Here is a 26,523-nt window from a genome sequence, read left to right on the forward strand (position 1 = left end):
AGGATCAAACTCTCCGTTAAAAGTGTTTGACTTGCTCATTTGCACAATTTAAAGCTGTGTCTAACTTCATTGACGAGATACCTTGTATCTCTTTTTACGCTTGGCTTTTGTTCAGTTTTCAAAGAACCACATTGGTTTTAGCAACTTTTCTATCATAATAAACGAAAGATAAATTGTCAACACTTTTTTCATGGTGGGCCTGAGTGGACTCGAACCACCGACCTCACGCTTATCAGGCGTGCGCTCTAACCAGCTGAGCTACAGGCCCATTAAGTTCGTATTTAATGGAGCGGGTGATGAGAATCGAACTCACATCATCAGCTTGGAAGGCTGAGGTTTTACCACTAAACTACACCCGCATTAAAAAGAAAAAAATAATCTATGTAAGAGTCGGGAAGACAGGATTTGAACCTGCGACCCCTTGGTCCCAAACCAAGTGCTCTACCAAGCTGAGCTACTTCCCGAAATGGCGCGCCCGAGAGGAGTCGAACCCCTAACCTTCTGATCCGTAGTCAGACGCTCTATCCAATTGAGCTACGGGCGCATTTTTCAATTCATTCAGCAACTCGCTGACGACAAATAGTAATATAGCATAAATATTTTAGAGCAGCAATAGTTTTTCAAAAGAAAATTATTGACGGAATTTTCATCTCATTATCAAAAACTTATTAACCCCCTATTATATAGCTGTTCTTAGCTTGTTTATTCAGAAGGTAGCCATTAAAATATAAGAAACGGAACAGGAAGGATAGAATTTATGCGAGTCCACCACAAACTGTTTTTACCTATTTTTCTTTTTATCTTAGTAGGTTGTATGAATCACGAGTCTACTGCCGTCACTTTCCATCCGCAAAAAGAACTCTCTGAACATTTGGCTAAATCTAGTGCTATTTCTTCTGTTACAAATCAACATCAACTCGACCTTACGATTTATGAGCATCAAAAGCCGACAGAATGGGGGGAATTTATAAGCGGCGTAAAAACAAAAATGGAAACCAATGAAAAGGCAATGGCATTAACATTCGATGCTTGTGGTGGTGAGCATGGCTCTTTATACGATGAAGCGTTAATGAACTATCTTATTGATCATCAAATCCCAGCCACTCTTTTTGTTAATGCACGCTGGATAAAATCGAACGAACCACTTTTTCTTGAATTAGCGGAAAATCCTTTATTTCAAATCGAAAATCACGGAACTGAACATAAGCCACTCTCTGTCAGCGGAAAAAGCGCTTGGGGGATAGACGGAACTAAATCAATTGAAGACGCCTATGAGGAAGTGCTAGTAAATCATAACCTTATAACCGAACTAACAGGAGTAGAACCGACGATGTTTCGCCCAGGTACAGCCTTTTTTGACAATATTGCTGTGAAACTGCTCGATGACTTAGAAATTGAAGCTGTTAACTATTCCATCTTAGGAGATGCAGGCGCCACCTTTACACCTGAGCAGGTGACGAATGCACTTGTTGACCATGCAGAACACGGAGCCATTGCCCTTTTGCATATGAACCAGCCAAGTAGCGGAACTGCAGAGGGCGTTAAACAAGCCATCCCCCTTTTAATGGAAGCAGGTTACACATTTGTTCGTCTTAGTGAGTTCCCATTAAAATAAGTATTTAAGCCCACTTTAAAACAATGGATACATGACAACACTTTACCTCATCACTTACGCCTGGAGATTGCAATTGAAACACTACACCTGTGGGGGAATAATGAATTTGTGTAACAGCCGTTAAACCTGGAATGGACTGAATGAAGTGATCGACAGCTTGTTGGTCACTTTTTTGAGCAGCGTCCATAAGTTGATACGAAAACGGTTGATTCTCAAGTTGTTTCATTAATAGTTGACTTTGTTGTAAAAGGAATTCAACTTTACCAACTGATTGTATAAATGTTGTTGTATCAATAGCAGGAAACGATCTACTGTGCTGTTGATACGTAAACGGATAGTGGCAATAAGGATACATCAATTCTCCTCATTACAAATCTACCCTATCTTATGCAGTTAAACCATGAAGTGAGCTTATTACTGAAAAAAGGTTATCTGAAGAAATAAAACAACTATATAAATGGCTAATTGAATGAACACACCTCTCCTTTTAATATGATTTACCGCATCGTTTATCATTTGGTCATCAATAGGAAAATGGTATGGAATTAACTTTTTCCCTAATTTGATTCCTTGAGAGAATTGCAATGTGTTCAAATAGATCAATACAGCTAGCACTGGAACAAGAATGAATAAATTTTTAAAATAAACGATAATAAAGACGGTTAAGAGAATGACTCGAACAAAGTTTCGGCCACTTTCCGTTCCTCTAATGGTTGAACGCACGAATAGATAAACTAGTGGATTGTGCTTTTTTTCAAAAAAAGCTAACGGTATGATCGTGCTAGAAGATGACTGATTTAACTTCACATCAATAAAACCGCTTAAAAAAACCTGCCCTAGTTTTCTCGTTCTCTCTTCAGACTTCATTAATCTCTTCCAAGAATGAATAGGAAAGACCATCAATTTAGAATAGAGTATGCCAATAAGGACGATACCTATCATAACGATAAACCCAAAAATGATCGGAGCTTTTAGTAATAAAAGAAAACAACCTGCCATACAAGCATAGTGAAAGCCAACAAATAGCACTGGTTTTATTGTAGTCCTGCTTATTATCATAACGAGAAACAAAATATGGAGAATACCTATAAGCTGTAGAAAAAGAAAAAGAGGCACCAGCTCCCTTGTGTTTAAAGAAAGAGCATATAGTAAAAACAACGTAAATAACGTACCCTTTATAAATTGAATCGTTAAGTTATATAATAAACATTGACGAAAATAACCCTCCATCTCTTTTACTTTAGGAGCCAAATAAACCTCATCAAACTCATTAATAAAGCTAACGATCCCTCTATTTAGTGTAAAAAAAAGAAAGAGGCCAGTAAGAATGAGTGTTTGATAGAATGAATGAAGGTTGCCATCTTGAAGTACCATAATAAGACCATAAACCACTACCATCAAAAATGGTATTAACGCAAACATACCGCTATGTCCCAACACTTTAAACAGCATTTTTTTGTTTTGTAGCATCAAATTATGGAATCGGCGCACAAATAAACCCTTCATCTTTTATCCTCAATCATGGAAAAGAAAATATCCTCTAACGATCGATCTTTAAAATCATCAGTAGACAAGTAAGAGCGACCTTTATAATATTGTTGATTTCCTTCATGTAAAACAATAATTCGATCACACAAGTCTTCCGCTATAGTTAACATATGAGTTGAAAGGATAATTCCTACACCCTCTCTTTTAAGTCTATTAAGATCCTCCGTAAAGTATTTTAAACCTCGTGGATCTAGGCCCATAAAAGGTTCATCAATAATAAGAAATGTTGGATTTGCGATCATTGCACTAATAATTGATACCTTTTGCTGAGTACCTTTTGACAAGGCGAAGGGATATTTGTTTAAGTGGGATCGAATTAAATAACGGTCTAGTAAAGCATTTAAATAATTGTCCGTATTGATTCGATAAATGCTTTTTATAAACTCAAAGTGTTCATAAACAGTAAGATTTGGATAGAGATACGGTTTATCAGGTATTAGAGCAAGTTTATCTCTTTGACTATACCAATCTTTATTGTTAATGGTAACTTCCCCGTCCATAGGTTTTAACGTGCCTGTAATATGACGAAGAGTTGTGCTTTTTCCAGCTCCATTCAAACCAACTAAACCAATAATTTCTCCAGTGTGAATACCAAACGTAAGATCTCTAATAATTCTTCGGGTAAGATAGCCACCGCTTACATGGTTTAAACTTAACATCATCCACCTAACTCCCTTATTGCTTGATTTCTACTAACGATTAGAATATTCTAACTTTCTCATAAGTATATCATCTATCACGTTATTGGTACTGTCTCTATTCATCCCTATTCAAAAACGAAGATTACGTTTTCCCTCTATCCTCTTTATGTACAATACATTACCTACTTTGTTAGTCTAGCAACTTTTAAACACACCAAAGTCATATGCCTTGATGTGTTTAGTATACAATTCAAAATCACGACCATTTATATGTTTTCTAATAAGAAGTGCATCCTTCTTTAAGAAAGAATAGTATTCAACAGTTTTCGTCTGTCATAGCTGGTATATTTACCTCTTTAACACATGAAACAGTAGACAAACCCACTATACATTTGACAATTGACACAATATCTTGAACTGGGATTCTTGTGCCTTGATATTCTGTTATAGCCTTTTCAGCTCCATCTTCATAAGGAATTTCGGCAGCCAATTCACCTGGATTAATACAAGTAACTGCAATTTGATCTTTCCTTAAATGTTCTCTTAATGCACTTGATAACCCACGTAGTCCATATTTGGAAGTGACAAAAGAAACCTGTGAACTGCTTGTATTATCTAATCCAGCCGTTGATCCAATTAAAATAACCTTACCATTTATTGATCTTCTTATATTTGGTAACAACGCTTGAATAAAAGTTATTGTTGAGGTCAAGTTAATATTTAACATAGTAGCAATGTCTTTTGGCTTATCGTTATCAAAGTCATAATAATCTTCAAATCCATCCTTCTCCCAAACACCAACATTATAGATAAGCACATCTATTGTTTTATCTTTTAATGCGCCTTTAACCATACCTATTTTATCTTGTTGAGATAAGTCTATTTCTAACCAATATCTTCGAACGCCATCATTCAAGTCTAAGGCATTAGGCCTGCTTCTTGAAATAATCCATACGGTATCTCCATTAGTAGGCAACCCTTTCACAAATGCATCCCCTAAACCTTTACTTGCCCCAAAAATAATGAAATTTCTACTCAAATTACCTCAGCCTCTCTACAAAAACTAGTCATGATGTGAATCATTTTCTAGTAAAGATTAACACCGTACTCTATAGTAAGACACCTCTTAAAGTCCAATAATTACTACGACTTTCGTTGTAGAGAAAATAAGGTTGTATATTGTTTATTATTTTAACAGTCTTTATCTATGCTATAATGCGGTTAATTAACTAACGAGGAGATTAGATAAAGATGCTAAAACTTATTATCGCAAACTAAATTCTATGAATTTAATAGGGGTCGCATCTATAAATTTTTAAAGGAATTTACAGCTTATTCATGTTACCCTTTTGCGAAATAAGAGAAAAAACTTTGTCTAACAATGAGTGTATTTACTACTATTACTAAATCTTTTGTACGAGTAGTATGCTGTTTTACACACTAAAAGACTTTATGAGCTCATTCTCATAAAGTTTTTTTGTTATTCGAAAAGGGGGTTGTTCAAATGAACTAAATTCATAACAACTAATAAATCATTTTCAGGAGGATTAAATAATGAAGAATGTAAACTTCATAACGGATTACCGAGAGGACGAAAAATGTAGAAATAGCTTTAATCAATTAGCACAAACGACTTTTCAAATTGATTTTAGTAAGTGGTTTAACAAAGGGTATTGGAATGATAAATATGTTCCTTATTCATTTATGAATAACAATGGGGAAATCATAGCAAATGCTTCGATTTATAAAATGAACATTGTCATTGATAATAGATCTTATAACGCTATTCAAATTGGAACGGTTATGACTGCTAATCGATATCGTCAAAAGGGTCTATCTAATGTACTAATGAATAAAATAATTGATACTTTGAAGGATGAGTGCGATTTTTTCTACCTTTTCGCGAATGAATCTGTCCTCGATTTTTACCCTAAATTCGGCTTTTCTAGAGTTGATGAAAGTGAGTATCGTTTGACTACTAACCGGTCATTAAGAGAACGTACTAAAAATAATGTAAGAAAACTAAGCGTTGATTCTGATATCCAATTACTTGAAGCAATGGCCAAAAATCGCTATCAAAATAAAAGTAAAATTAGTGTGCTACATAATGATGAGCTATTGATGTTTTACTTTTTAGTTGTATTCCCTGAATCCATTTATTATATTGCAGAACTAGAAGCCGTTGTCATAATGGAACACGAAGAGGATACCCTGCATATTTTTGATATTATCTCATGCAAAGCACAAGACATTTACACGGTGTTAGGTAACGTATTAAAGGAGGAGACTGAACAAGTTGTCTTTCATTTTGATCCAGGGAATGTAGAAGGTTTACAAGTGAAAAAAATTCCTTCAGATGATGATGCCCTGTTTTACTTATCGAATGCTTCTATATTTGATGGTCATTTCAAATTCCCTCTTACATCACACTGTTAAATTCAAATTTTAGTCCTCAATCATGGGGACTTTTTTTGTTCGTACTCGAAACTATTTGGGAACACGCCAAACTTATTCTCCTTCACTATACGTCGAATGACCTTGGACTGCATTTAGCACTACCCTTTTTATTAAAAAATGGTTGGAACCATTCCCCCATCCATGCGAATAGGCGAACCTCTAAAAGCAGATGCATATGGACTACATAAAAACGAAGCAAGTCTGCCTATTTCAGATGGCCTGATGAACCTCTGTATTTCAGATTGTGGCAGGTTCTGAGCCATGAATTTTTTCTCTTTTTCTGAAAATACCATGCTCTCATCGTTGTACATACTTTCTATTATTGATTGAACATTCTCCGATAGTGTAGGTCCAGGCATAATTGTATTAACGGTCACTTCAGTTCCTTTGGTGAGTAGAGATAAACTTTTCGCTAGTGATAACAGCATCGACTTTGTCATACAGTACTGTGGCATTTGTCCAGAAGGCATTACTGCTTCTTCACTTGCTATAAAAAGAACACGACCATCATTACTTTCTAGCATTTTAGGAAGATAGTGTTTACACAATCCATTTGCAGCTAATACATTCGTTTCAAAGTATGTTCTCCATACATCATCCGTAACATCTTCATACTGCATAATCTCATAAACTCCCATATTGTTAACTAAAATGTCTACAATGGGATATCTTCTAATTAGTTCATCTCTTTCTTGTACGTTGACAATATCCGCTGTAGCATTTTTGGGGGACGTTAAAGGAAATTCTAATTTAAATTCCTGTACTGTTCGCTCTACTTCCTCATCATTACGTCCATTTATAAGAACATTAACTCCTTCTCTAGCCAGTTCTTTCGCAATGGCTTTACCAATTCCTTTTGTTGATCCAGTAACTAAAGCCGTTTTATTTAATATGTCCAGTTTCAAGATACTTTTCCCCTTTTCATTTTACTTTCTTTGTGATTATTACTTTAAGTGTCTAGCACGCCACTTCAAAGGAGTTTCTCCTTCCCAATCCCGGAATGCCCGATAGAAGGAGCTCTGATCTTTATAACCAACGAGAAACGCCACTTCTCTAATCTCTAGTTTTGGATTAGCCAAGTACAATCTTGCTTGTTCATGACGCACATTCTTTAACACTTCTTTATAATTTGTATGTTCATCAACTAACCTTCTCTGTAAAGTTCGTTCGCTCATGCCTAGCTCAAAGGAAATGTGATGAATGTCCAGTTTATCCCCAGTTAAATTGCGTGTTAACAACCATTTTACTACTCCTGTTATTGATTGATTACTCCGCTGTTCTTCCAATGTTTGCTCTAAAACTGGAGTTAAAACCTCCAGTAGCTCAGCGTTATATGAACTAAAGGGACGATCTAGGTCTTCCATATGCAACGTCAGTCTATTCCTCTTTGCCCCGATTTGGATCGGGCACCCAAAGTACTCTTTTAGTACATTTACTTGAGCAAATGAGTGAGTAAACTCTACTCGTTTAGCTTTTATGGGATATCCAGTTCCACGTCTTCCTAATTCTAGTAAAAACGTAATGGTTGTGCCAACAAGCAACGCCGGTTCAATTAGCCCCTTATCAAAACTCTCTAGTTCAATCGTACAATTCGAATGTTCTTCTATAATGTGTAGTGTTTCAGGAGGACACATTTCTTTATAACGTGCCATTCTCTTAAGGGCATCTCGATAATCACTAGCATGATAAGCAGCTAATACAGCTGGGGGATATTGTGCTGTTTCGAATACAGTTGGAAGTTGTACCATCCCAAATTCTATGTCATTGATGATATCTGAGTATGCTTGCCATAGTGCATAATAGTGTTCAATGGTAACAAACGATTCATTAATGACACGTAAAGGTAATCCTGCTTTTCGAACCAAATTGGGTGCTTTAACCCCAAGTTGCTTCAAAGCATTCCAGAGCCCATCAGGTATTCTAATTCGAGCATTCGTAGTCATAATTCACCTCTCTATCAGCACATTAACAGCCTTGGATAAGTTGTTAACGGGACAGCTATTTCATATTATCTAACTTTTAATCGTTTGTAATTCGTAAGGAACGACATCTGATTCGCCAAAAACGACAAATTTACTTCGTAAAAATTATAGCTACTATTTTACTCTTAAAGCTACTCCTATATAGAACAAAAAGCACTAAGTCTCTGAAAGACCTAGTACTTCAACATTTTTTCTATATGTTGTTAAGAGATTCGAACCTAATTGACCTCACTTGAGCCTCCATACCATGGGATACGAATTCATTCTTTTAACCACTTTTTTCGTACCTTTGAGCGAAGCCATATAGAATTGTTATTATAACCATACACTATTAGGTGGTGTTCCACCTTCCAATGCTGTTGTAAGATTTAATGCAGCAAGCTCCCACATTTTCATTCTAGTTTGTACACTTGCACTTCCAATATGAGGAAGTGCAACAACAGTTGGAAGTGATAGAAGCGGGTGATCGAGCGGTATTGGTTCCTGTTCATACACATCTAAACCTGCCCCAAAAATCATGTCTGATTTGAGCGCAGCAACTAGATCGCTTTCGTTAACAATACCTCCTCTTGAAGTATTGATGAGAATGGAGGTTTTTTTCATCATTTTTAATTCGTTTAACGTAATCATATTCTTTGTCTCTGGGGTTAAAGGTGTCAGTATACTAACAACATCTGAAGTTTGTAGTAACTCATCTAAATTGGTATAAATCATTCCATGCTCTTCTTCCAAGTGTTTCTTTCTCGTTCGATTATAATAAAGTATCTTCATTCCAAACCCTTTTGCTCTTTTAGCTACAGCTAATCCAATTTCCCCCATGCCTATTATACCTAATGTGGAGGAATGCACATCTCTACCAGCTAGCATAAAAGGAGACCATGTTTTCCACTTTCCAGTTCTTAGCTCATTTGAAGCCTCAATGATCCTTCTTGCTGTAGTGAGCATTAATGCAAAGGTAAGGTCAGCTGTCGTTTCAGTTAAAATGCCTGGTGTATTCGTCACTTGAATACCTCTTAATTGAGCATTTTTCACATCAATGTTATCGTGGCCAACAGCTAAATTACTAACGACTTTTAGATGATGACTTTTTTTAAATAAATCGTTATCAATCGTATCGGTTAAGAGACAAAGCAACCCCTCAATGTTATCGATCTTTTGTAAAAGTACGTCCCTTGGAATAGGCTGGTCTTCAAAATCCCACGTTTCAACATCAAACTTTGCAGAAAGCTGTTCCAATAAATAGGTTGGAGGTCTTCTTGTAATCAATATTTTTTGTCGCATTGTCTATCTCCTCTCATTAGTATGAGCTACAAAGAGTAAGAACCGCCAATCATTACTTTGTGCGGCTCTTAGCTTTACCTATTACTCTGAGACATGTATTTTACTCAAAACATCTTTCCAGTTGGTAGGAGCACTTTCCCATATGTCCGCATTTAGGTTTGCTAGCTTTTCGAATCTATCACGTGCTGCCGTACTCATAGTTGCTTCGAGTCCAGCTTCTTTTAACATTTCAATTGATCCTTCAAGCTCTATGCCTCTTCTTTTTGCATGAACTGCACTTCCAGCAACCAATCGGTTCAACGTATTCATAAACGTATGGGTATCCATTGTTTCCTCTAAAGAAGTTAAAACTTTTTCAGATACATTGAATGTTTCAGATGCTTCAAGCATCTCTACATACAGCCCGACTATCCCTTTCATAAAAATACTGCGAACTAGTTTTACGGCCGAAGCTTCTCCAGGGTTTTCTCCCACATAGTCAATACTCATGTTTAAGGGTGTCATTTTTTCAATGAGATAGAGCGTGCCCGTACCACTAGCCATAATTGGTACTTTATGTTTATAAACCGGTAAAGGTCCCAGCATTGCAACATCTACAAACGTTATGTCTACTTTTTCTAACCCTTTTGAAATGTCCTGTTTCACTTTAGGAGTCGCAGCAGAAACATCGACATATATGAGATTTGATTCTTCCAGAAAAGAAGTAATCTCCACCGATACGTCTAATGCTTTATTAGCTGGGACTGCAACAAATAAAACGTCGAGGTCACTGACAACTTCTGCAATACTGTTCTTTAAGAAGACTCCTGCCTCTTGAGCTCGCTGTAAAATTTTCGGACCGAAATCTTCGTGCCCTACCATAACATCATAAGCCTTTATATGCTCAAGTCCTTCATCCCTTAATCCGCGAGATAGTTCAAAAGATGCTTCTCCATAACCAATGAAACCAATTCTCATAAGATTTCTCCTTTTAACATCTTTTTCTTTAAACAAAGCTTCATCTTTTACCTATTTTTGTTTAAGCCATTTAGGCCTAATATTGCCTGCAGCAATATCTTCAAGTCGCTTCACTTCATATTCTGCTTTCTTTTCAGCACGTGTAAGAGCCTCTTCAACTTGATCTACTGGAATGACAATGACGCCATCGGCATCACCCATAATAAAATCTCCAGGGTTAACATGTAGCCCTCCACATTTTATAGGTGTATTAATTGAACCTGGTCCATCTTTCTTTGGTCCAGATGGAATGGACCCTTTACTAAATACCGGAAAATCAGAAGTTGCAAGTGTTCCTGCATCCCGAATTAACCCATCTATTACATAACCGTTCAACTGTAGTGCCTGTGCAGCTGCAACCATTAATTCTCCAGTTACTGCTCTATCCGTAGAACCGTTCGAAGTTATAACCATTACGTGTCCTGGTTCTGACGCGTACATAGCTTCATGTAAAGCTAAATTATCCCCCACTGGCAGATCAATCGTTACTGCTGCCCCTACTAGAACACTATTAGGATTAGAAGGTTTTATATCCGCTGTCATTACTGATAAATTCTCCAATCCATCACTTATTAAAGTGGTACTTAATTTTTTAGCTCTCGTAACCCAAGATTCTTTTAATACAGTTGGTGATTCTTCAATTCTAATGGTCGTCATTTTTACAATCTCCTTTAGCATGTTAATTTAGCTCCAACAGGGAAGAAATATATATAACTAAAAAAATAAAAAAGGAAAAAATATTCCTTCATCGCTATAAAAAAAGTCAATCTGCGGTGACGCAATTGCTGTGCTGTTCCTATTGCTTGCTTTGATTATACAAATACATAGCCGACATATCGTTATGTGCATAAGGACTTTGATTTGCATCTAAATAGAGCGAAACGATTAAGTCTTTTAATGGCAACTTACAATCATTATCCTCCATCATCTTATTTACAAGTGAGATGTCTTTAGTTAACAACTCTAGAGAAAAACCCGGAGAGTAACGGTTCTTAGAAATAAACTCTTGAAAATGCCTATCGTAAATTTTGCTTTGGGCAAAACTATTTGAAAGAATGGAGAATAACTGATCGTGATCAATCCCCATTTTTTCACTAATTACTAACGCCTCACTAACAACTTGAGTGTGCACACCTACTAGATATTGATTAATCAATTTAATAGTAGTACCAGAGCCAACTTTTCCTGTGTGAAATAATTGAGAACCTAGGACAGTTAAAATAGGCGTAACTTCATCATAGACTTTTTTATCCCCACCAACCATAATACTCAATGTTCCATTTTCAGCTCCAACTGTTCCACCACTTACAGGAGCATCTAGATAACTCACTTGATTTTTCTGAGCTTCTCGATCAAGTATTGTCGTTAAATCAGGTGAAACTGTACTAAAATCTATAAAGATTTGCTTCGCGCGTGAATTTTTGAACAGCCCTTTATCGCCTAGATAAACGCTATTTACATCCTCAGGTTTTGGGAGACACGTCATGATTACATCAGATTCTTCGAGTAAACGTTGAATGGAGTACCCAGCCTTACCACCATTCTTACTAAACGTTTCTTCTTTTTCTTTACTTCGATTTAACCCTTTTACGTCAAATTTAGCTTTTACTAAGTTTAAAGCCATGGGCATCCCCATGTTTCCAAGGCCAATAAACCCTACATTCATTTTTCTCACATCCTTGTAGGTTAGTCTTTTTGTAATCCAACCATTTCCCATTCATGAATTTCATACCCTCTTGCTTTCTCAATAACGTAGGGATCTTCATGGACCAATTTAGTAACTTCCTCAATAGTCTCTACATAATAAATGACTAATCCACCTGCTCCATCTGAGAATTTCCCATTTAAGAAGATTTTTCCTTCTTTTCTTTTCGTTTCTAAATAATCAAGATGATTCTCACGGTATTTCTGACTTTTCTCTTTGTCTAACATAGGCAAAAAAACGGCAAAATATTTCATTTAATCCTCTCCCTCTACTGTCAGAGTTTTCATGAATTCAGATATAGTATATAAGTAATCCCCTTTAAAGTAAACGCTATCAGAAAAAAATATTTCTTTTTTAAAAATAATGTTATATTTTTTCCTTGTTTTTGATACTCTATTTTTAAGTAATTAATAAATAGGAGTGAACATACAGTGAACCCATTAAAACGTTTAAAATCTAAAGGTAGTTCATTAACTAAATCACAGAAACTAGTTGTAGATTATATTTTAAACCATTACCAAGAAGTGGGTTTTATGACAATAGAGCAATTGTCAAAGAATGTTGGTATTAGTCCTACAACGATTATGAGACTCATGGTGAACGTAGGTTTTTCCGGTTACTCTGAATTTCAAAGACATTTACATGCTACTCTTAAAGAAGAAACATCTCTCCAAAGCAAATTAATGTATAATCTTTCTATTATTTCTAAAAATGAAAGCTGGACACATCATTATGATTTACACATGAAACAAATTGAAAAAGCAATTGAGGATAATAGTGAAGATCATTTGATACAAGTTGTACAAATGATTAGCGAAGCCGACAATATTTACTGTACGAGCGTTCGTGCCGGTTTACCAGTTGCGCACTACTTGTCACAGAACATAAATAGAGTATTAGGAAATACAAGATTATCGCTTGCTGACTCTAGTGATTGGGCAGATGATGTCATCTCATATAGTAAAAAAGACGTATTAATTGTAGTTAGTTTTTCAAGATATGGAAGAAGAATTATTGATTATGTGGAACAAGCAAAAAAAAGAAAAGTAAAAGTAATCGTCTTAACAGATAAATTTTCATCACCAGTCATTCCTTATGGAGATGTCACATTAGTTTGCCCGACAAACAGTATTGCTTCACACAACTCGATTGTCTCAGCTATTTTCGTTTCAGACTATATTATCAGCCAATTGTCCATACTAAATCAGGAAGTATTAGCAGGAAGATTAACAGAAATAGATAGTATGTTGAAAGAAATAGATTACCATGTGAACAAGAAGGACTAAAAGGGATTTGAGCTTTTATGCGTTAGAACCTGTCAAATCTACTACCCTAAATGGATGATTGCCTTTATTCAATTAAGTAGCAAGCAACAGCTACTATTTCCGAACATTTCAGCCATTTCTTACTATGTGGAAAAAGTGCTTGGACTTCCGTTAATAACCTATATAGTATAAAAAAGTACCAGCGCTTTAATAGCCTTGGTACTAATAATTATGCGGCTATGAAGACTCGTTGGTTGATCATTGGCACATTTTATAAATAACCGTATTCATGTTCATTTTTTTAGGTGGTACGACTTTATCTCCTTAACTAAACCTTTATTCGAAACACTAGTAAATACAAATACATCACAAAAATAAAGGGAGCTTCCATCAGTATAGTGAACAACACCATCAATTGATGCAAACTTACCGTGTGTAATGACTGACTCGATTTTGATGTCATTTGGTTTCTGATAGTTATTATCTGCGGCAATGACAATTTTTTTCACACCCGCTATTTCCTCGTTTGTTGCAAATCGTCTCCAAATAGAAGAAGGGCTTAAAGTTTCTGATATAAAATTTGCATCGTTTGCTATAAACGCTAAAGTTAGGTCAATAAGAATTTTTTTACGCGGTGCATTATCACAGCCAGTAGGCACTTCGATTTTTACATTATTTAACAGATTCATTTAACATGACCTCTTTCTCTTGGGAAGTTTTTCATCCTCAATAAAACATATCATTGTGCAAGCCCTACTTCAAATACCTTACTAAAGTTTCTGTAGTAACGTTAAAACAAAAAAAGCGCATAGATAAATAAATCTACTGCGCTCCTATATTGATTTCTCATCTTTTTCTGCTACTACAGATTTACTATTCTCTGTAACATCCAGATAGATGATGTTTTGTGGAAAAAGAGTTTGGAAAGAATCCCGTCGACCACCTATATAAGTATAAAAAAGCACCAAAGCTCTGAAAGCCTTGGTACTACTGATGCGGTTGAGAAGACTCGAACTTCCACGGGATTTAACTCCCACTAGGCCCTCAACCTAGCGCGTCTGCCATTCCGCCACAACCGCTCGTTGAATAAAAAAAGCACTTTTTAAAAGTGCGGGTGAAGGGACTTGAACCCCCACGTCATAAAGACACTAGATCCTAAGTCTAGCGCGTCTGCCAATTCCGCCACACCCGCGAAAACAGAAAGAAAACATAATGGCGGTCCGGACGGGACTCGAACCCGCGACCTCCTGCGTGACAGGCAGGCATTCTAACCAACTGAACTACCGGACCATTATGAAGATGGTGGAGGATGACGGGATCGAACCGCCGACCCCCTGCTTGTAAGGCAGGTGCTCTCCCAGCTGAGCTAATCCTCCAAATGTGACTTCAGATAACCTTTGTACTTTTTCGTCCAATTCATGTCTTTCAGTCAGTCATGTACAAGTGTACACTCTTTCCTTCAAGCATCTGTTGTCCTCAAATTACTCGATTCTCTTTGTCAAGATAACTTCAGATAACCTTCGTACTTTTTCAATAAACTAAATGGTGACCCGTACGGGATTCGAACCCGTGTTACCGCCGTGAAAGGGCGGTGTCTTAACCGCTTGACCAACGGGCCTAGAGTAAAAATGGCGGAGAAGGAGGGATTTGAACCCTCGCGCCGCTTACACGACCTACACCCTTAGCAGGGGCGCCCCTTCAGCCACTTGGGTACTTCTCCGTGGCTCCACAGGCAGGATTCGAACCTGCGACCGATCGGTTAACAGCCGATAGCTCTACCACTGAGCTACTGTGGAATATGTATAAAACGTTCTTGTCTCCTTAGCGACTTCTATAATATATCATAAGCTACCAATTCAGTGCAAGAGTTTTTTAAGACAAAAATTGAAGTTTCCCTCTACATACACCACATACATATTTGGATTGATTTACTTTCCGTTTACGGTAGTATTTTTGCTCGCACGATGAGCATTGATACACGTAATATATTTGTGCCTGACTCTCTTTAACAGAGCGACAGTAACGGGGAGCACCAACTTTTTTTAGTAACTGTTTAAAATCTTGGTCCTTATGGCGGTAGCCCTTGCCTAGAAGGTGAAGGTGATAATGACATAGCTCATGCTTAATAATGCCAATCAGTTCCTCTTTTCCGTACTTGGCATAGTGCTTTTCATTTAGCTCAATATTATGGCTTGAGAGCAAATAGCGCCCTCCAGTTGTCCGTAAACGAGGGTTGAAGATGGCTGTATGCTGAAAGGGTCTGTCAAAATAAGAGTCAGATAGCGCTTCGGTTAAAGCTTGTAATTCTTTATTCGTCATAATCCCTCCAAAAATTATTCATCAACACTGACAACCCCGCTGGCATATACTATTTGAAAAACGAAGGGAGCGACAATCCTTTGCCTACTTGGCTTCAGAATCAATTAAAAAAGGCTTATAGTGAAAAGAATCGCCACCAAGTAAAAGTACTTAATCAGTGCTGGTTTTATTATAGATCTACTGTCCAAAGTCGCTTTAACAATAAAAAAACCATTTAAATTTTAACACAAAAAAGGAGAGGCGTCATGCTCTCCTTTTCATCATTGTGGTTGCTTCATCGTTAAGGCAATTCGCTCTTTTTCGAAGTCGATTGTTTCGACCCATACGGTTACAATTTCACCGATTGAAACAACATCAAGTGGGTGCTTTACAAAGCGATTGGCTAACTTAGAAATATGAACGAGTCCATCTTGTTTAACACCGATATCAACAAAAGCACCAAAATCAACAATGTTCCGTACCGTTCCTTGAAGCTCCATTCCTTTTTGCAGATCTTCCATCTTAAGGACGTCTTGCTTTAATTGTGGCGCGGTGACCTCATCTCTTGGATCACGGTTTGGCCGCACAAATGCGTCAAGTAAATCTTGCAACGTATGATGACCAATCTCTAGCTCTTCTTCAAATGAAGATGCTGTTTGTCCCGTTATTTTCACTTTCAACTGCTCGCTTCCAATATCCTGTGGTGTCATTGCTAGCTTCTCTAGAATAGCCGTTGCTTCCGCATAGCTTTCCGGGTGAATGGCAGTTGCATCAAGCGGATTCTTCCCACCCGCAATACGTAAAAAGCCAACTGCTTGTTCCAACGATTTTTTACCAAGGCGAGGCACTTTTTTTAATTCATTCCTACTCGTGAATGCACCATTTTCATCACGGTATGCAGCAATATTCGTTGCTTGCGTTTTGTTAAGACCTGCTACATAAGACAGTAATGACGCAGAAGCCGTATTCACGTTGACTCCAACTCGGTTGACGACCGTTTCGACGGTAAAGCTTAACGATTCATTTAACTTCTTTTGTGTTACATCATGCTGATATTGACCAACACCAACAGATTTTGGATCGATTTTCACAAGTTCCGCTAGTGGGTCTTGTAACCGTCTGGCAATGGAGATAGCACTTCGTTGCTCGACTTGTAAGTCTGGAAACTCTTTTCGCGCAAGTTCGGATGCTGAATAAACACTGGCACCTGCTTCATTCACTATCACGTAATATACGGTTTGATCCATTTCTTTTAGAACGGTTGCGATGAACTGTTCAGTTTCTCTTGAGGCTGTACCATTTCCAATTGCAACCATTTTCACATCGTGCTTCTTCACGAGTTTTCGAATAACGTCCGCAGCTTCTTTTTCTTTATGATGGGGCGCTGTTGGATAGATGACACCAATATCAAGAGGCTTACCTGTTTGGTCAATAACTGCCCACTTGCAGCCTGTTCGAAACGCGGGGTCCACCCCTAATATAATTTGTTCTTTCATTGGTGGTTGCAACAATAACTGCTTTAAATTCTCTGCAAATATTGATATAGCTTGTTCTTCAGCAACTTCCGTAAGTCTATTACGCACATCACGTTCAATGGAAGGTTCAATAAGTCTCGTATAAGCATCGCTTATAGCCTTTTCCATTATTGGCACAACAGGAGAACGCTTCTCCCCAATATATAGGCGTGTCAGTTTGAGAATAAACGCTTCTTTCGGGAACGTGACAGCGACTTTAAGAATTTGTTCTTTCTCCCCTCGGTTTAGCGCCAACGTTCGATGCGGTACAATCGTTTTAACGGATTCCTGATACGCATAATAATGGCTAAAAACACCTTTCTCATCTTCTGCGCCTTTTTTCAGTTCAGAAGTCATTAAGCCCTCTTTCATCGCTGCATTACGCAGGTTTTCACGTACTTTCGGATCTTCCGCAATGACCTCGGCTATAATATCATTCACACCAGCGAAAACATCTTCTACTTCATGTAACCCATGTTCGTCGCTAAAATAATGCGCTGCTTCCTCCTCCATATTAAAATTAGCAGGAAATGTTCGTATTTTTTGTGCTAACGGCTCCAAACCTTTTTCTTTTGCAACCGTTGCTCTTGTACGGCGCTTTTGCCTAAACGGTCGATACAAATCTTCTACTTTCTGCAATTGAGTCGCTGCAGTAATTTTTGCTGTTAATTCTGGTGTCAGTTTATCTTGTTCATCTATTAACCGAATGACTTCTTCTTTTCGCTCAGACAAATTCTTTTCGTACTCATATGTATCGGCGATTGTTTTAATTTGCACTTCATCTAGTGCACCTGTCTGTTCTTTACGGTACCGGGCTATAAAAGGGACTGTATTGCCTTCTTGCAACAATGATACGACATTCTTTACTTGTTTATACGTTAAGTTTGTTTTTTGAACCGTTTGCTGAATCCATTGTTCCATTGTGTGTTCCTCCTTTTTTCCACTTCTTCTCATCATAACATAAAAAAATAAGCAGCCACTTCTCAGCACTGCTTACTTGAAATTGCCTATCATTAAGGTTGCATCATCTTTTTGACTATAAAACTTGCCATTTAAAAGTTTTTCACTAACAGCTTTTGCTGTTGCTGAATACTCACGTACTTTCGGCAATTGCTCAACGCCATCGGAATACATAATGAACGATGAGCCAGGTTTATAGCGGAATTGTTCGCTACTGAGCTTTTGAACACGACCACATAGATAGCCTCTCTTAGGCATTGGTTGTTCCACTCTGCCGTCAGGATGATATAAAATAAACCCGATGTTACCAAAATTAGAGTACGTCACTGTAGAAGCTTTATAGTCAATGCGGAGCAACGTGATAACGGCACCTCTTTCATTTGCGAGGTACTGATTACATCGCTCTAGTATTTGTTCAGCTTCCTCGTCGTGATGATCTTGAATAGCACGAATGGCTTTTTCAGCGGAAAGATGCGCTCCTTTTCCACTGCCAAGACCATCAATGACTGCACAAATCGTGTACGCACTACTCTGAAATACGATATGGCCATCTCCACACACCGTATTTCCAGGTTTTGTTTTTTGAACCGTTGCTACATCAATGTGCTGATCCTTATAGAGTGTAACCATTAAAAGATCTCCGTAGGCTCTATTCGAATAGAATCACGAAGTTTTTGTAACGCCCTTCGTTGCAACCTTGATACGTGCATCTGAGAAATGCCTAGCTTCTCACCTGTTTCTTTTTGGCTTAAGTTCTCATAATACGTACACTGTAAGATCTCTTTCTCTCTCTCATTTAAAACCTGAAATGCTTTTTCTAATAACATTCTTTGATCGGCTTGTTCATAGCCAGTATCATCGTTCCCTACCAAGTCAAGGAGTGTTACTTCTCCTCCTTCTTGGTCTGCTTCCAACGAGCGATTGACTGAAAGCGCTTGGTAACTCTTGCTCATTTCCATTGTCTCTAGTACTTCTTCTTCCTCAACTTCCAAGTACTGAGCAATTTCATGAACGTACGGAGAACGTTGCAATTCGATGGTAAGAGCATCGGCAGCTTTTTTGATTTTAGGACCCAGTTCTTTTATTCGTCTTGGAACGTGTACGCTCCACGTCTTATCACGAATAAAGCGTTTGATTTCACCAACTATAGTCGGAACCGCAAAAGATTCAAAGCTTCGTCCAAATTCCTCATTATAACGGTTTAATGCGGCAAGTAAGCCAACCATTCCCACTTGAAAGAGGTCTTCGTCATACTCTCTTCCTTTCGAGAATTTTCGTGATAGAGAGCGAACCAGCGCTTCAAAATGCTTTACGAGACGTACTTGAACTTCTTCGGAACCTGTGCGCTGATATTCTTCAATCCATTGATAAATGTCATCCTTATTCTGATTGTAAGGAAGAGATTCCGTCGACACTTTCCTTCACCCCACTCTCGTAAAGGTACTTTGTCATAACAAGCATTACACCGTTATCTTCATTAATTTCTACTTTATCCATTAACGTACTAATGAGGAATAAACCAAGCCCTCCTTCCTTTAAATCTCCTACAGGTTTTTTGGCATCAACTGGTCCGAGACGACTTTCCACTTCCGCAATGTCGAAGCTTTTGCCTTGATCTGCAACGACAATTTGAATGCGATCTTCGTAAATATAACATGCTAAAGAAATAAAACCGTCTTCTGAATACGCATGTTCAACAACATTTGTACATGCTTCTGCAACAGCAATCTTCAAATCTTCAATATCATCATAAGAAAAGCCTAATCGGTTCGCAATACCTGAGACAGTTAAACGCGCAATGCTCACATATTCTGGTTTAGCAGGGAGCTCAAGATGGATTCGATCGTTTTGTTCCATCACCCTTGTCCCTCCTTCGATTTGATTGAAATAACTTCGTCTAAACCAGTAATTGAAAATAGACGTTTAATGCGAGAAGTCATTCCTAATAACGTTAATTCACTGTTCGTTGCATCCGTTGCTTTTAATACGCCAACAAACACACCTAAGCCTGTGCTATCAATATACTCCACTTCATCAAAGTGAATATTAATTTGTTGATTTTCTTTTTCTGCTAATGGGAGCAGCGATTCTTTTAATTGAGGTGCTGTGTAGGCATCAATTTCTCCCGCCAAATGTATATGATAAGTGGAATCCACTTGTTCCGATTTTATTGAAAGGTTCATACTTGTTACTCCTCCTCAAAGACCATTTCAGTTCCATTGTACTCTCTTACCACGTAACAAACTTTGTTAAACCTTTCTCCGCAAAATAATTAGGGTGAAATCATCACGTAAGGTGAAATCTTGTAACTTCATTAACTCTTCATACACATGATCAACCATTTCCTGGGCACTTAAATGCATATACTTGCGAATGAGATTTGTTATTTCTTCTCTTTCAATAAATTCATCACCAATTCTACATTCAGTTACACCGTCAGATAAAAGAACAACGAAATCTCCTATCTCTAAATGTCGAATGTATTCACGGTATGTGGTTTTTCTAGAGACGCCTAGAACTAATCCTTTTGCACGAAGTTCTTCAAAAGAATCTTCTTTTTCATTGTAAAAAAAGCCCGGTTCATGACCAGCTCCAGAATAATGAAAATCAGACGTTGTTCTGTTATAGTATCCATACATCATCGTAATAAACATACTATCGTCAACATTTTGTTCGACTACCCGGTTTAAGTTCCCCAACAAAACAGACGGCTCCAGCTGTTGTTCAGACGGTAAACTATCCATAGCATATTTAATCATCGACATACATAAGGCGGCTGGGACACCTTTGCCAATTATATCAGCTATTGCCATGCCTAATCCTCTATTATCGTCGTGGACATAGTGATAGTAATCACCACTCATTTTTTTAGCTGGAACAGAAACAACCCCAATATCAAGAAAATGCGCTTTAGGCTTTTCTTGTGGCATGAGGGTTTGCTGCATACTCGCCGCAACATCAATTTCTAACTCTAATTCTTGCTGACGGTTTCTCAATATTTGATGTTCTTGATAAGCTAAGCCATAACCCATCATGACTTCTAAGAGTAAATCAAATGAATCCTTTACTTTCTTATCAATAGTAGGCAGCAATTCTGTTAATAATTTAAAGTGAATGCTCACAAATTCTTCTGGAGAAATTTGTTGCTCCAGAAGAAATTTGCTTATTTTTTGCGCTTCATAAAGACTTTCTTCTGATTGTTCTTCAAGAAATTCTTTAAGGATTCGCTTATAGGAGAGTTGCAGTTTATGATCGGTTAGTCGCATTCACTCCCCTCCTTATCTTGTCCATTTTGTCGCGGTGATTGTCGTGCCCACTCCTACCTCAGAATCAATGGTGAATTCATCCATTAATCGTTTCACGCCAGGCAAACCCGCACCTAAGCCGCTAGAAGTTGTGAATCCATCAACCATCACTTGTCGAATATTTTGTATACCTGGTCCTTCGTCTTTCGCTGTTACACGAATTCCTTTACGCGGTCTAGCGTTGTTTAAATCTTCCACAATTTCAAGGATGATTTCTCCTCGGTTTGCGTATAAATAGATATTCCGTGCTAATTCAGAGATAGCTGTTGTAATGCGCGCTTGATCGACATTGCCAAAACCAATTTGGCGAGACAGGTCACGTCCTGCTTGTCTAGCTGCCACAATACCCCACTCATTATTTACTTCAACAGCGGATTGGAGATTATCCATACTTAACCCTCCAATTCCTGTTGCAAACTTGCGAGTCCTTGTTCAAGGTCCAGAGCAGTTGATACGCCCTCTAATTTAATTCCCATGTCAATAAGAGTAATCGCAACAGCAGGTCGAATACCTGTTAGTACGACTCTTGCCCCCATTAAACTTGACATATCAACTACATCACCTAAAACCTTTGCAATAAAAGAGTCAATCATATCAACACTTGTTAAATCGATAACAACACCGTTAGAGCCTTCCTCATGAATTTTACCTAATAAATCTTCTTGAAATTGAAGAGCGGTTTGATCATCAAGTTCGGTTTGTATACTAATTAACAAATACTGATTCAATTTCAGAATTGGAATTCTCATATTCCATTCTCCTTCCAATTACATATCCGTTAATTGTTTCCCAGTTAGTTCTAAAGCGGTAACAACGCCTTTTCGTAATGTACTCTTTGTAGGGAATTTCGTTAAATCAATACCTAAATTAACAATGGTTTGTGCGATTTCAGGTCGAATTCCTACAAGTATACACTTAGTACCTACAAGTCGTACAGCTTCTGATGCTTCAATAATATGATGCGCTACCATTGTATCTACAACAGGGACACCTGTAATATCTATTAATACGACTTTTGAACGGTTTTCTATAACACCCTCTAAAAGGTTTTCCATAATCAGTCGCGCCCTGGCTGTATCAATACTACCAATGAGGGGCATGACGGTTATGCCTTCAAAGACAGGGATTAGGGGTGCAGATAACTCTAACAAAGAGAGTTTTTGAAGTTCAATCGTTTTTTCCCATGCTTCCGAATAATCTTTAACAATTCGATTCATCCGTTTATCAATCCACTCATCAAGTTCAATTAAAAACTCAAGCGCTTCTTTTTTTTCAAACTCTGATTCGAGAACGAGTGTTTGACACGCTTTTCGAAGTAGTTGAATGGATTGAGACAAAAAATGAAGAGTACCCCCATTTTGGATATAGCGAAGAACGTAATTATTAATTTTATTATTATTTAATTTGTCGTTGCGCTCGTCGGCTGTTTCCAGCATTAAGTCTAGAAACTCTTGATTCGTCTCATGAAATGATTTATCGGTAAGGGATTGTAAGTAGTTTTCAGATCGAAGTTCCGCTAGCTTCTTTCCCCAATCATCGAGTAGTTTACCCCTATTCTTCTTTAGATACGAGACAATATAGGACTGCATCGCCTTGTCTCCTCCTCCCACTAAAAACATCCTTACCCCTATTATTTCATGAGTTTCGTTTGGTTGCAAAGAATTATATTTGGGAATCGTCGACTAATTTTTGCTGATCCAGCTTTTTAGACATAAAAAAAACCCCTTTTCAGCGAGAGGGGTTAAAAATCAATTAATCCTAAACTAATTGTCAATGCCTTGTCTACCGACTGCATCATCTTTTCATCTAAGTGCGTAATTTTATCTGTCAATCTTTGTTTATCTATTGTTCGAAGCTGCTCAAGTAAAATAACAGAATCTCGATCAAATCCGTACTTGCTTGCATTAATTTCAACATGCGTAGGTAATTTAGCTTTTTGTATTTGTGCCGTTATCGCTGCAACAATTACCGTAGGACTAAATCGATTTCCAATGTTATTTTGAATGATGAGAACTGGTCGTACCCCACCTTGTTCTGATCCTACAACTGGAGATAGATCAGCAAAATAGACATCTCCCCGTTTCACTATCAAAGGCTACACCCCGCTAACGAGACGTGTCAGCGTATGATTAGCTTCCTCCTCAGCAAGAAAAGCTTCAGATGCAATGGTTAGATTAATCTTTGCCATTTCCATATAGCCTTGTTGCATCGATTCGCGAATTTCAGCCTTTAGTTCAGCACGGTCTTTTAATCTTGGATCATTCCATTTTTCTTGTTCAAGCACAATGTCCACCTCATTCAATCAGTGTATGGCTTAAGACAGCCGAATTAGTCCATTTCCAACTCAAGTAATATACATGTTTCATCATAGCATCCCCACCATTACTTTGCAAAGCCTCTTTTTAAAAAAGATGAGTAATCGTGTAATTTCAACGGACATCACGTTTATCTTAAGCCTATCTTTACCCACTCTTGTTAATCTATGCAGTGAACCAAACATTTAGATGTCTTCCGTAAAAAAAGCCAGAAAACAGAGAAACAACCAGGCATAGAGTCTCCTCCACACCTGGTCGTTTTCACGATCTTCATAAGTGGTCAATTACTTCTCGCCAACAGCTACAACCGAACGTGCTACTTCAATCAGCTCATCCATCTCCATATCTTGTGATAATAAGGAGAAATCTGAACCATTATGGGACCACATAATGGTATCATTCACTTGAATTCCTACAGCAAAGCCGAGATCGACTACTTTCGCCGACACTAGATTCTGCGGAGTAGATGCAGGAACGACTTGCGCTTGCTCTTGAATGAGTGTAAACGACTTATCACCTGTATATTGTTGTACAAATGTCGTACGATCGCCTGTCTCGACTTGATCCTCTTCTGGCTGATCATTAATACCATCTGGAACAAATTCTGGGTAGTAAATGCGGAACTCTTCATTTAACTCTTCATCAGGATCAGCCATCGTCGGCTCTGACATTTGGGCACCTGTCATGACTTTTTCTGTTTCAAATTCTTCTGCTGCAACAGTAGGATTTTTTTCAAATTCCGTGAACGTTAAATCTACAAGTACTTTTTCATCTGCGTCCATAATCTTAACTGAAGCCGGCTTCAAATCCTTTTTGTGTAAACGGATTTCTTGGCTATTTAGATTCTTATTTTGGTACATGGTTGCCGTCTTAAAAATATAAAAGTCATCGTCTTGTGAAAATTCCATGTCAGCACCTAGGCTAATGTCTTTTAACAACGATTCATACAAATACGCTTGACTGCTTGTTTTTGGCCAGTCGCTTTGAAAGCGAAACACTTTGTTTAAAGCAGGTGTAAGAACAAAGACACCCTCATCATTTTTTAAAATAATTTGGCTTTGATCGTTGGTTGTATTCTTTAAGTCCACCTTGTAATACGATTGATCTTTTTGCATGACTTCGACGTCATATGTTTGCGGCTCTTGTCCTGTTGCTAGCTGCATCGTTGCTTTTGATGTGTAGCTTGTTGTTTCTTCCAACGCCTTATCAACGTCATTCAATACATCTTCTTGCGATTTCTCTCCACACCCTACTAAAATGACCACCATAAAAGCAGCCACTAGTGAAAGCCACATCTTTTTTCTCATCTTACCATTCACCCCTTCAGCTCACATTCGGCGATTGGACAAAATCCAATACCCCTGTTGCTGTAAACTATATGAGCGGGGTCCAAGCAATATGCAGACAAGTCGTGACAAGTTTTTAGAAATCTTCGAGAATGACTTGAGCAAAGGCGTATTCTTTCGAATGAGTAATGGATAAATGGCATTTATTTTTTTTTTGTTGTTTAAACCAAATCTCAGGCTTTCCTGTCTCACTTGCTAAAATTTCGATGTCTTGAAAAGAGAGATGACGCCCTATTCCAGAACCAACAGCTTTAGCATATGCTTCTTTTGCAGCAAACCGTCCAGCAAGATATTCAATTTTTCTCGTTTCACCGGCAGTAGCAATTCGCTTATATTCTTGCTTGGTTAAAATACGTTCAATAAAACGCTCTGGATGACGGAGCACTAGCTTTCGTATACGATCAATCTCAATAATGTCGATGCCTGTTCCGATGATCATTTTTTGCACCCCTTCTTTGTGTTGGTCTTAGAATGAAACTGGTATAATAGCAATAGGATAAGGATGACGATTTTATGTAAAAGGAGCTTGCCTATGTTTTTTAGAAATGAAACTTTTTCTTCCTATACGAGAAATTATCCGGTTGTCACAACCATTATTGCGTTAAACCTACTTATTTTTATTTTGATGATGATCTTTCCTATTATTCGTGAAAGAGGGGTTGGTTTTAATTTAGCGATTGAATATGGAGAGTATTGGAGGCTCATCACCCCTATTTTTCTCCATAACGACCTTTTTCACCTTGCTTTTAATATGGGCGCACTGCTCATTTTCGGACCGGCACTCGAATCAATGATAAAGAAATGGAAATTCGTTTTACTGTTTCTACTACCTGGTATTTTAGCAAACATTGTTACCTTTTATTTGCAACACAGCTATTACATGCATCTTGGTGCTTCAGGCTCTATTTATGGCTTATTCGGCGTTTACTTGTTCATTTACTTGTATCGTGAAGATCTCATTAGTAGACAAACGTCTCAAATTATCGTGCCTCTTGTTATTATTGGCGTTATTATGACCTTCCTCAACCCTAGTATAAGCATAACTGGTCATATTTTTGGTCTTGTATCCGGTGGTTTACTTGCACCGTTGTTTTTAAAAGGCGCATCAACGCCATTTATCTATCGAACACGCACTCGAAAAGCTTATTTTGATGATGATGAAGTTTCGTTTAATCCAGATCGCTGGAAAAACCGTGAACGTAATCGAAAAATAAAAAAAGCACTTCTTATTCTAGGTATTATTTTATTTTTAGGGTTTGTCTTCTTGCAGTCCCTTCCTCAGTAATCATCCCGCA

At 37.8% G+C, this 26,523-nt stretch carries 31 protein-coding genes and 11 tRNA genes; 5 read left to right on the forward strand and 37 right to left on the reverse strand.

What is annotated here, in order from left to right; translation table 11 throughout:
* Window positions 1-191: 191 nt before the first annotated feature.
* From E2L03_RS15535 to E2L03_RS15550, 4 genes are all read right to left on the reverse strand, one after another.
* A tRNA-Ile gene (locus E2L03_RS15535) sits at window positions 192-268 on the reverse strand.
* 17 nt (window positions 269-285) lie between these two features.
* Window positions 286-359: transfer RNA gene (locus tag E2L03_RS15540), tRNA-Gly, on the reverse strand.
* 31 nt (window positions 360-390) lie between these two features.
* A tRNA-Pro gene (locus E2L03_RS15545) sits at window positions 391-464 on the reverse strand.
* Between the two features lie 3 nt (window positions 465-467).
* Window positions 468-544, reverse strand: a tRNA-Arg gene (locus tag E2L03_RS15550).
* A gap of 213 nt (window positions 545-757) precedes the next feature.
* Here E2L03_RS15550 and E2L03_RS15555 point away from each other — a divergent pair.
* Window positions 758-1,615, forward strand: coding sequence for a polysaccharide deacetylase family protein (locus E2L03_RS15555; protein WP_241742018.1), 858 nt, complete (start codon window positions 758-760; stop codon window positions 1,613-1,615).
* A gap of 4 nt (window positions 1,616-1,619) precedes the next feature.
* Here E2L03_RS15555 and E2L03_RS15560 read toward each other — a convergent pair whose 3' ends face one another.
* The 4 genes from E2L03_RS15560 to E2L03_RS15575 form a co-directional block, all read right to left on the reverse strand.
* Window positions 1,620-1,970 (reverse strand): YuzC family spore coat inner layer protein, encoded by a 351-nt coding sequence (locus E2L03_RS15560; protein ID WP_134259607.1) that lies wholly within the window; start codon window positions 1,968-1,970, stop codon window positions 1,620-1,622.
* A gap of 59 nt (window positions 1,971-2,029) precedes the next feature.
* Window positions 2,030-3,121 (reverse strand): ABC transporter permease, encoded by a 1,092-nt coding sequence (locus E2L03_RS15565; protein WP_134259608.1) that lies wholly within the window; start codon window positions 3,119-3,121, stop codon window positions 2,030-2,032.
* Window positions 3,118-3,825, reverse strand: a complete 708-nt coding sequence (locus E2L03_RS15570) for an ABC transporter ATP-binding protein (protein ID WP_038483018.1) — start codon at window positions 3,823-3,825, stop codon at window positions 3,118-3,120. Before E2L03_RS15570 ends, E2L03_RS15565 begins: the two co-directional genes overlap by 4 nt.
* 295 nt (window positions 3,826-4,120) lie before the next feature.
* The gene (locus E2L03_RS15575) at window positions 4,121-4,843 is read right to left on the reverse strand and encodes an SDR family NAD(P)-dependent oxidoreductase (protein ID WP_055736422.1); all 723 of its coding nucleotides are present in this window, start codon (window positions 4,841-4,843) and stop codon (window positions 4,121-4,123) included.
* Window positions 4,844-5,358: 515 nt separating this feature from the next.
* Here E2L03_RS15575 and E2L03_RS15580 point away from each other — a divergent pair.
* The gene (locus E2L03_RS15580; RefSeq protein WP_134259609.1) at window positions 5,359-6,240 is read left to right on the forward strand and encodes a GNAT family N-acetyltransferase; all 882 of its coding nucleotides are present in this window, start codon (window positions 5,359-5,361) and stop codon (window positions 6,238-6,240) included.
* 131 nt (window positions 6,241-6,371) lie between these two features.
* Here the strand turns inward: E2L03_RS15580 and E2L03_RS15585 are convergent, their stop codons facing one another.
* The 7 genes from E2L03_RS15585 to E2L03_RS15615 form a co-directional block, all read right to left on the reverse strand.
* Window positions 6,372-7,160, reverse strand: a complete 789-nt coding sequence (locus tag E2L03_RS15585) for an SDR family NAD(P)-dependent oxidoreductase (protein ID WP_437183249.1) — start codon at window positions 7,158-7,160, stop codon at window positions 6,372-6,374.
* A 45-nt stretch (window positions 7,161-7,205) separates the two neighbouring features.
* Window positions 7,206-8,204, reverse strand: coding sequence for a helix-turn-helix transcriptional regulator (locus tag E2L03_RS15590; protein WP_134259611.1), 999 nt, complete (start codon window positions 8,202-8,204; stop codon window positions 7,206-7,208).
* Window positions 8,205-8,558: 354 nt separating this feature from the next.
* The gene (locus E2L03_RS15595) at window positions 8,559-9,524 is read right to left on the reverse strand and encodes a 2-hydroxyacid dehydrogenase (RefSeq protein ID WP_134259612.1); all 966 of its coding nucleotides are present in this window, start codon (window positions 9,522-9,524) and stop codon (window positions 8,559-8,561) included.
* An 81-nt stretch (window positions 9,525-9,605) separates the two neighbouring features.
* Complete coding sequence (locus E2L03_RS15600; protein ID WP_134259613.1) at window positions 9,606-10,481, reverse strand: DUF1932 domain-containing protein; 876 nt, start codon at window positions 10,479-10,481, stop codon at window positions 9,606-9,608.
* A gap of 51 nt (window positions 10,482-10,532) precedes the next feature.
* Window positions 10,533-11,177 (reverse strand): RraA family protein, encoded by a 645-nt coding sequence (locus tag E2L03_RS15605; RefSeq protein ID WP_055736427.1) that lies wholly within the window; start codon window positions 11,175-11,177, stop codon window positions 10,533-10,535.
* A gap of 139 nt (window positions 11,178-11,316) precedes the next feature.
* Window positions 11,317-12,186 carry an NAD(P)-dependent oxidoreductase gene (locus E2L03_RS15610; protein WP_055736428.1) on the reverse strand — a complete coding sequence of 290 codons (870 nt, stop codon included), beginning with the start codon at window positions 12,184-12,186 and terminating at the stop codon, window positions 11,317-11,319.
* Between the two features lie 20 nt (window positions 12,187-12,206).
* Entirely contained in the window at window positions 12,207-12,479 is a 273-nt protein-coding gene (locus E2L03_RS15615; protein ID WP_038483041.1) for a YciI family protein, read from the reverse strand.
* Window positions 12,480-12,656: 177 nt separating this feature from the next.
* Between E2L03_RS15615 and E2L03_RS15620 the strand changes: the two genes are divergently transcribed.
* Complete coding sequence (locus E2L03_RS15620; protein ID WP_134259614.1) at window positions 12,657-13,511, forward strand: MurR/RpiR family transcriptional regulator; 855 nt, start codon at window positions 12,657-12,659, stop codon at window positions 13,509-13,511.
* Between the two features lie 272 nt (window positions 13,512-13,783).
* Here the strand turns inward: E2L03_RS15620 and E2L03_RS15625 are convergent, their stop codons facing one another.
* From E2L03_RS15625 to E2L03_RS15665, 9 genes are all read right to left on the reverse strand, one after another.
* The gene (locus E2L03_RS15625) at window positions 13,784-14,179 is read right to left on the reverse strand and encodes a hypothetical protein (protein WP_134259615.1); all 396 of its coding nucleotides are present in this window, start codon (window positions 14,177-14,179) and stop codon (window positions 13,784-13,786) included.
* A gap of 305 nt (window positions 14,180-14,484) precedes the next feature.
* A tRNA-Leu gene (locus tag E2L03_RS15630) sits at window positions 14,485-14,569 on the reverse strand.
* A 30-nt stretch (window positions 14,570-14,599) separates the two neighbouring features.
* A tRNA-Leu gene (locus E2L03_RS15635) sits at window positions 14,600-14,682 on the reverse strand.
* 21 nt (window positions 14,683-14,703) lie between these two features.
* Window positions 14,704-14,780: transfer RNA gene (locus E2L03_RS15640), tRNA-Asp, on the reverse strand.
* 10 nt (window positions 14,781-14,790) lie between these two features.
* A tRNA-Val gene (locus E2L03_RS15645) sits at window positions 14,791-14,866 on the reverse strand.
* A 167-nt stretch (window positions 14,867-15,033) separates the two neighbouring features.
* Window positions 15,034-15,108: transfer RNA gene (locus tag E2L03_RS15650), tRNA-Glu, on the reverse strand.
* A gap of 11 nt (window positions 15,109-15,119) precedes the next feature.
* Window positions 15,120-15,210 (reverse strand) — tRNA-Ser (locus E2L03_RS15655).
* 1 nt (window position 15,211) lies between these two features.
* Window positions 15,212-15,286, reverse strand: a tRNA-Asn gene (locus E2L03_RS15660).
* Window positions 15,287-15,362: 76 nt separating this feature from the next.
* On the reverse strand, window positions 15,363-15,809 hold the full coding sequence (locus tag E2L03_RS15665; protein ID WP_038483055.1) for a SprT family protein: 447 nt from the start codon (window positions 15,807-15,809) through the stop codon (window positions 15,363-15,365).
* Window positions 15,810-15,889: 80 nt separating this feature from the next.
* On the opposite strand from E2L03_RS15665, the gene cmpA reads away from it, so the two are divergent.
* Window positions 15,890-16,027: a cortex morphogenetic protein CmpA gene (gene cmpA / locus E2L03_RS15670; RefSeq protein ID WP_095150667.1), complete on the forward strand. Its 138-nt coding sequence runs from the start codon at window positions 15,890-15,892 to the stop codon at window positions 16,025-16,027.
* A 42-nt stretch (window positions 16,028-16,069) separates the two neighbouring features.
* On the opposite strand, the gene E2L03_RS15675 is transcribed toward cmpA, so the two are convergent.
* The 13 genes from E2L03_RS15675 to acpS form a co-directional block, all read right to left on the reverse strand.
* Window positions 16,070-18,223 carry a Tex family protein gene (locus E2L03_RS15675; RefSeq protein WP_038483058.1) on the reverse strand — a complete coding sequence of 718 codons (2,154 nt, stop codon included), beginning with the start codon at window positions 18,221-18,223 and terminating at the stop codon, window positions 16,070-16,072.
* A gap of 72 nt (window positions 18,224-18,295) precedes the next feature.
* Window positions 18,296-18,892, reverse strand: a complete 597-nt coding sequence (locus tag E2L03_RS15680; RefSeq protein ID WP_134259616.1) for a PP2C family serine/threonine-protein phosphatase — start codon at window positions 18,890-18,892, stop codon at window positions 18,296-18,298.
* Window positions 18,892-19,677: an RNA polymerase sigma factor SigB gene (gene sigB / locus E2L03_RS15685; protein WP_038483064.1), complete on the reverse strand. Its 786-nt coding sequence runs from the start codon at window positions 19,675-19,677 to the stop codon at window positions 18,892-18,894. The genes E2L03_RS15680 and sigB overlap by 1 nt, the downstream gene beginning before the upstream one ends.
* Complete coding sequence (gene rsbW, locus E2L03_RS15690; RefSeq protein ID WP_035398802.1) at window positions 19,643-20,122, reverse strand: anti-sigma B factor RsbW; 480 nt, start codon at window positions 20,120-20,122, stop codon at window positions 19,643-19,645. The genes sigB and rsbW overlap by 35 nt, the downstream gene beginning before the upstream one ends.
* On the reverse strand, window positions 20,119-20,445 hold the full coding sequence (locus E2L03_RS15695) for an STAS domain-containing protein (protein WP_035398804.1): 327 nt from the start codon (window positions 20,443-20,445) through the stop codon (window positions 20,119-20,121). The genes rsbW and E2L03_RS15695 overlap by 4 nt, the downstream gene beginning before the upstream one ends.
* Before the next feature lie 66 nt (window positions 20,446-20,511).
* Window positions 20,512-21,528 carry a PP2C family protein-serine/threonine phosphatase gene (locus E2L03_RS15700; protein WP_038483067.1) on the reverse strand — a complete coding sequence of 339 codons (1,017 nt, stop codon included), beginning with the start codon at window positions 21,526-21,528 and terminating at the stop codon, window positions 20,512-20,514.
* Window positions 21,529-21,540: 12 nt separating this feature from the next.
* Window positions 21,541-21,957, reverse strand: a complete 417-nt coding sequence (locus E2L03_RS15705; protein WP_035398808.1) for an anti-sigma regulatory factor — start codon at window positions 21,955-21,957, stop codon at window positions 21,541-21,543.
* Window positions 21,958-21,959: 2 nt separating this feature from the next.
* Window positions 21,960-22,316: an RsbT antagonist protein RsbS gene (locus E2L03_RS15710; protein ID WP_035398810.1), complete on the reverse strand. Its 357-nt coding sequence runs from the start codon at window positions 22,314-22,316 to the stop codon at window positions 21,960-21,962.
* 18 nt (window positions 22,317-22,334) lie between these two features.
* A complete protein-coding gene (rsbRA, locus tag E2L03_RS15715) occupies window positions 22,335-23,156 on the reverse strand; it encodes an RsbT co-antagonist protein RsbRA (RefSeq protein WP_134259617.1) in 822 nt (273 codons plus the stop codon).
* A gap of 152 nt (window positions 23,157-23,308) precedes the next feature.
* The gene (locus tag E2L03_RS15720; protein WP_035398813.1) at window positions 23,309-23,659 is read right to left on the reverse strand and encodes a type II toxin-antitoxin system PemK/MazF family toxin; all 351 of its coding nucleotides are present in this window, start codon (window positions 23,657-23,659) and stop codon (window positions 23,309-23,311) included.
* Window positions 23,660-23,662: 3 nt separating this feature from the next.
* A complete protein-coding gene (locus tag E2L03_RS20875) occupies window positions 23,663-23,869 on the reverse strand; it encodes an antitoxin (RefSeq protein WP_206698938.1) in 207 nt (68 codons plus the stop codon).
* Window positions 23,870-24,166: 297 nt separating this feature from the next.
* Window positions 24,167-25,189, reverse strand: a complete 1,023-nt coding sequence (locus E2L03_RS15730) for a LolA family protein (RefSeq protein ID WP_051667622.1) — start codon at window positions 25,187-25,189, stop codon at window positions 24,167-24,169.
* Window positions 25,190-25,304: 115 nt separating this feature from the next.
* On the reverse strand, window positions 25,305-25,667 hold the full coding sequence (gene acpS, locus E2L03_RS15735; RefSeq protein ID WP_038483073.1) for a holo-ACP synthase: 363 nt from the start codon (window positions 25,665-25,667) through the stop codon (window positions 25,305-25,307).
* Window positions 25,668-25,760: 93 nt separating this feature from the next.
* Here acpS and E2L03_RS15740 point away from each other — a divergent pair, with 93 nt between their 5' ends.
* Complete coding sequence (locus tag E2L03_RS15740) at window positions 25,761-26,513, forward strand: rhomboid family intramembrane serine protease (RefSeq protein ID WP_038483076.1); 753 nt, start codon at window positions 25,761-25,763, stop codon at window positions 26,511-26,513.
* Window positions 26,514-26,523 lie beyond the last annotated feature (10 nt).

Origin of the sequence: Shouchella oshimensis (genome assembly GCF_004375095.1) — a bacterium.
In the GTDB taxonomy this organism is placed as follows: Bacteria; Bacillota; Bacilli; order Bacillales; family Bacillaceae_D; genus Shouchella; species Shouchella oshimensis.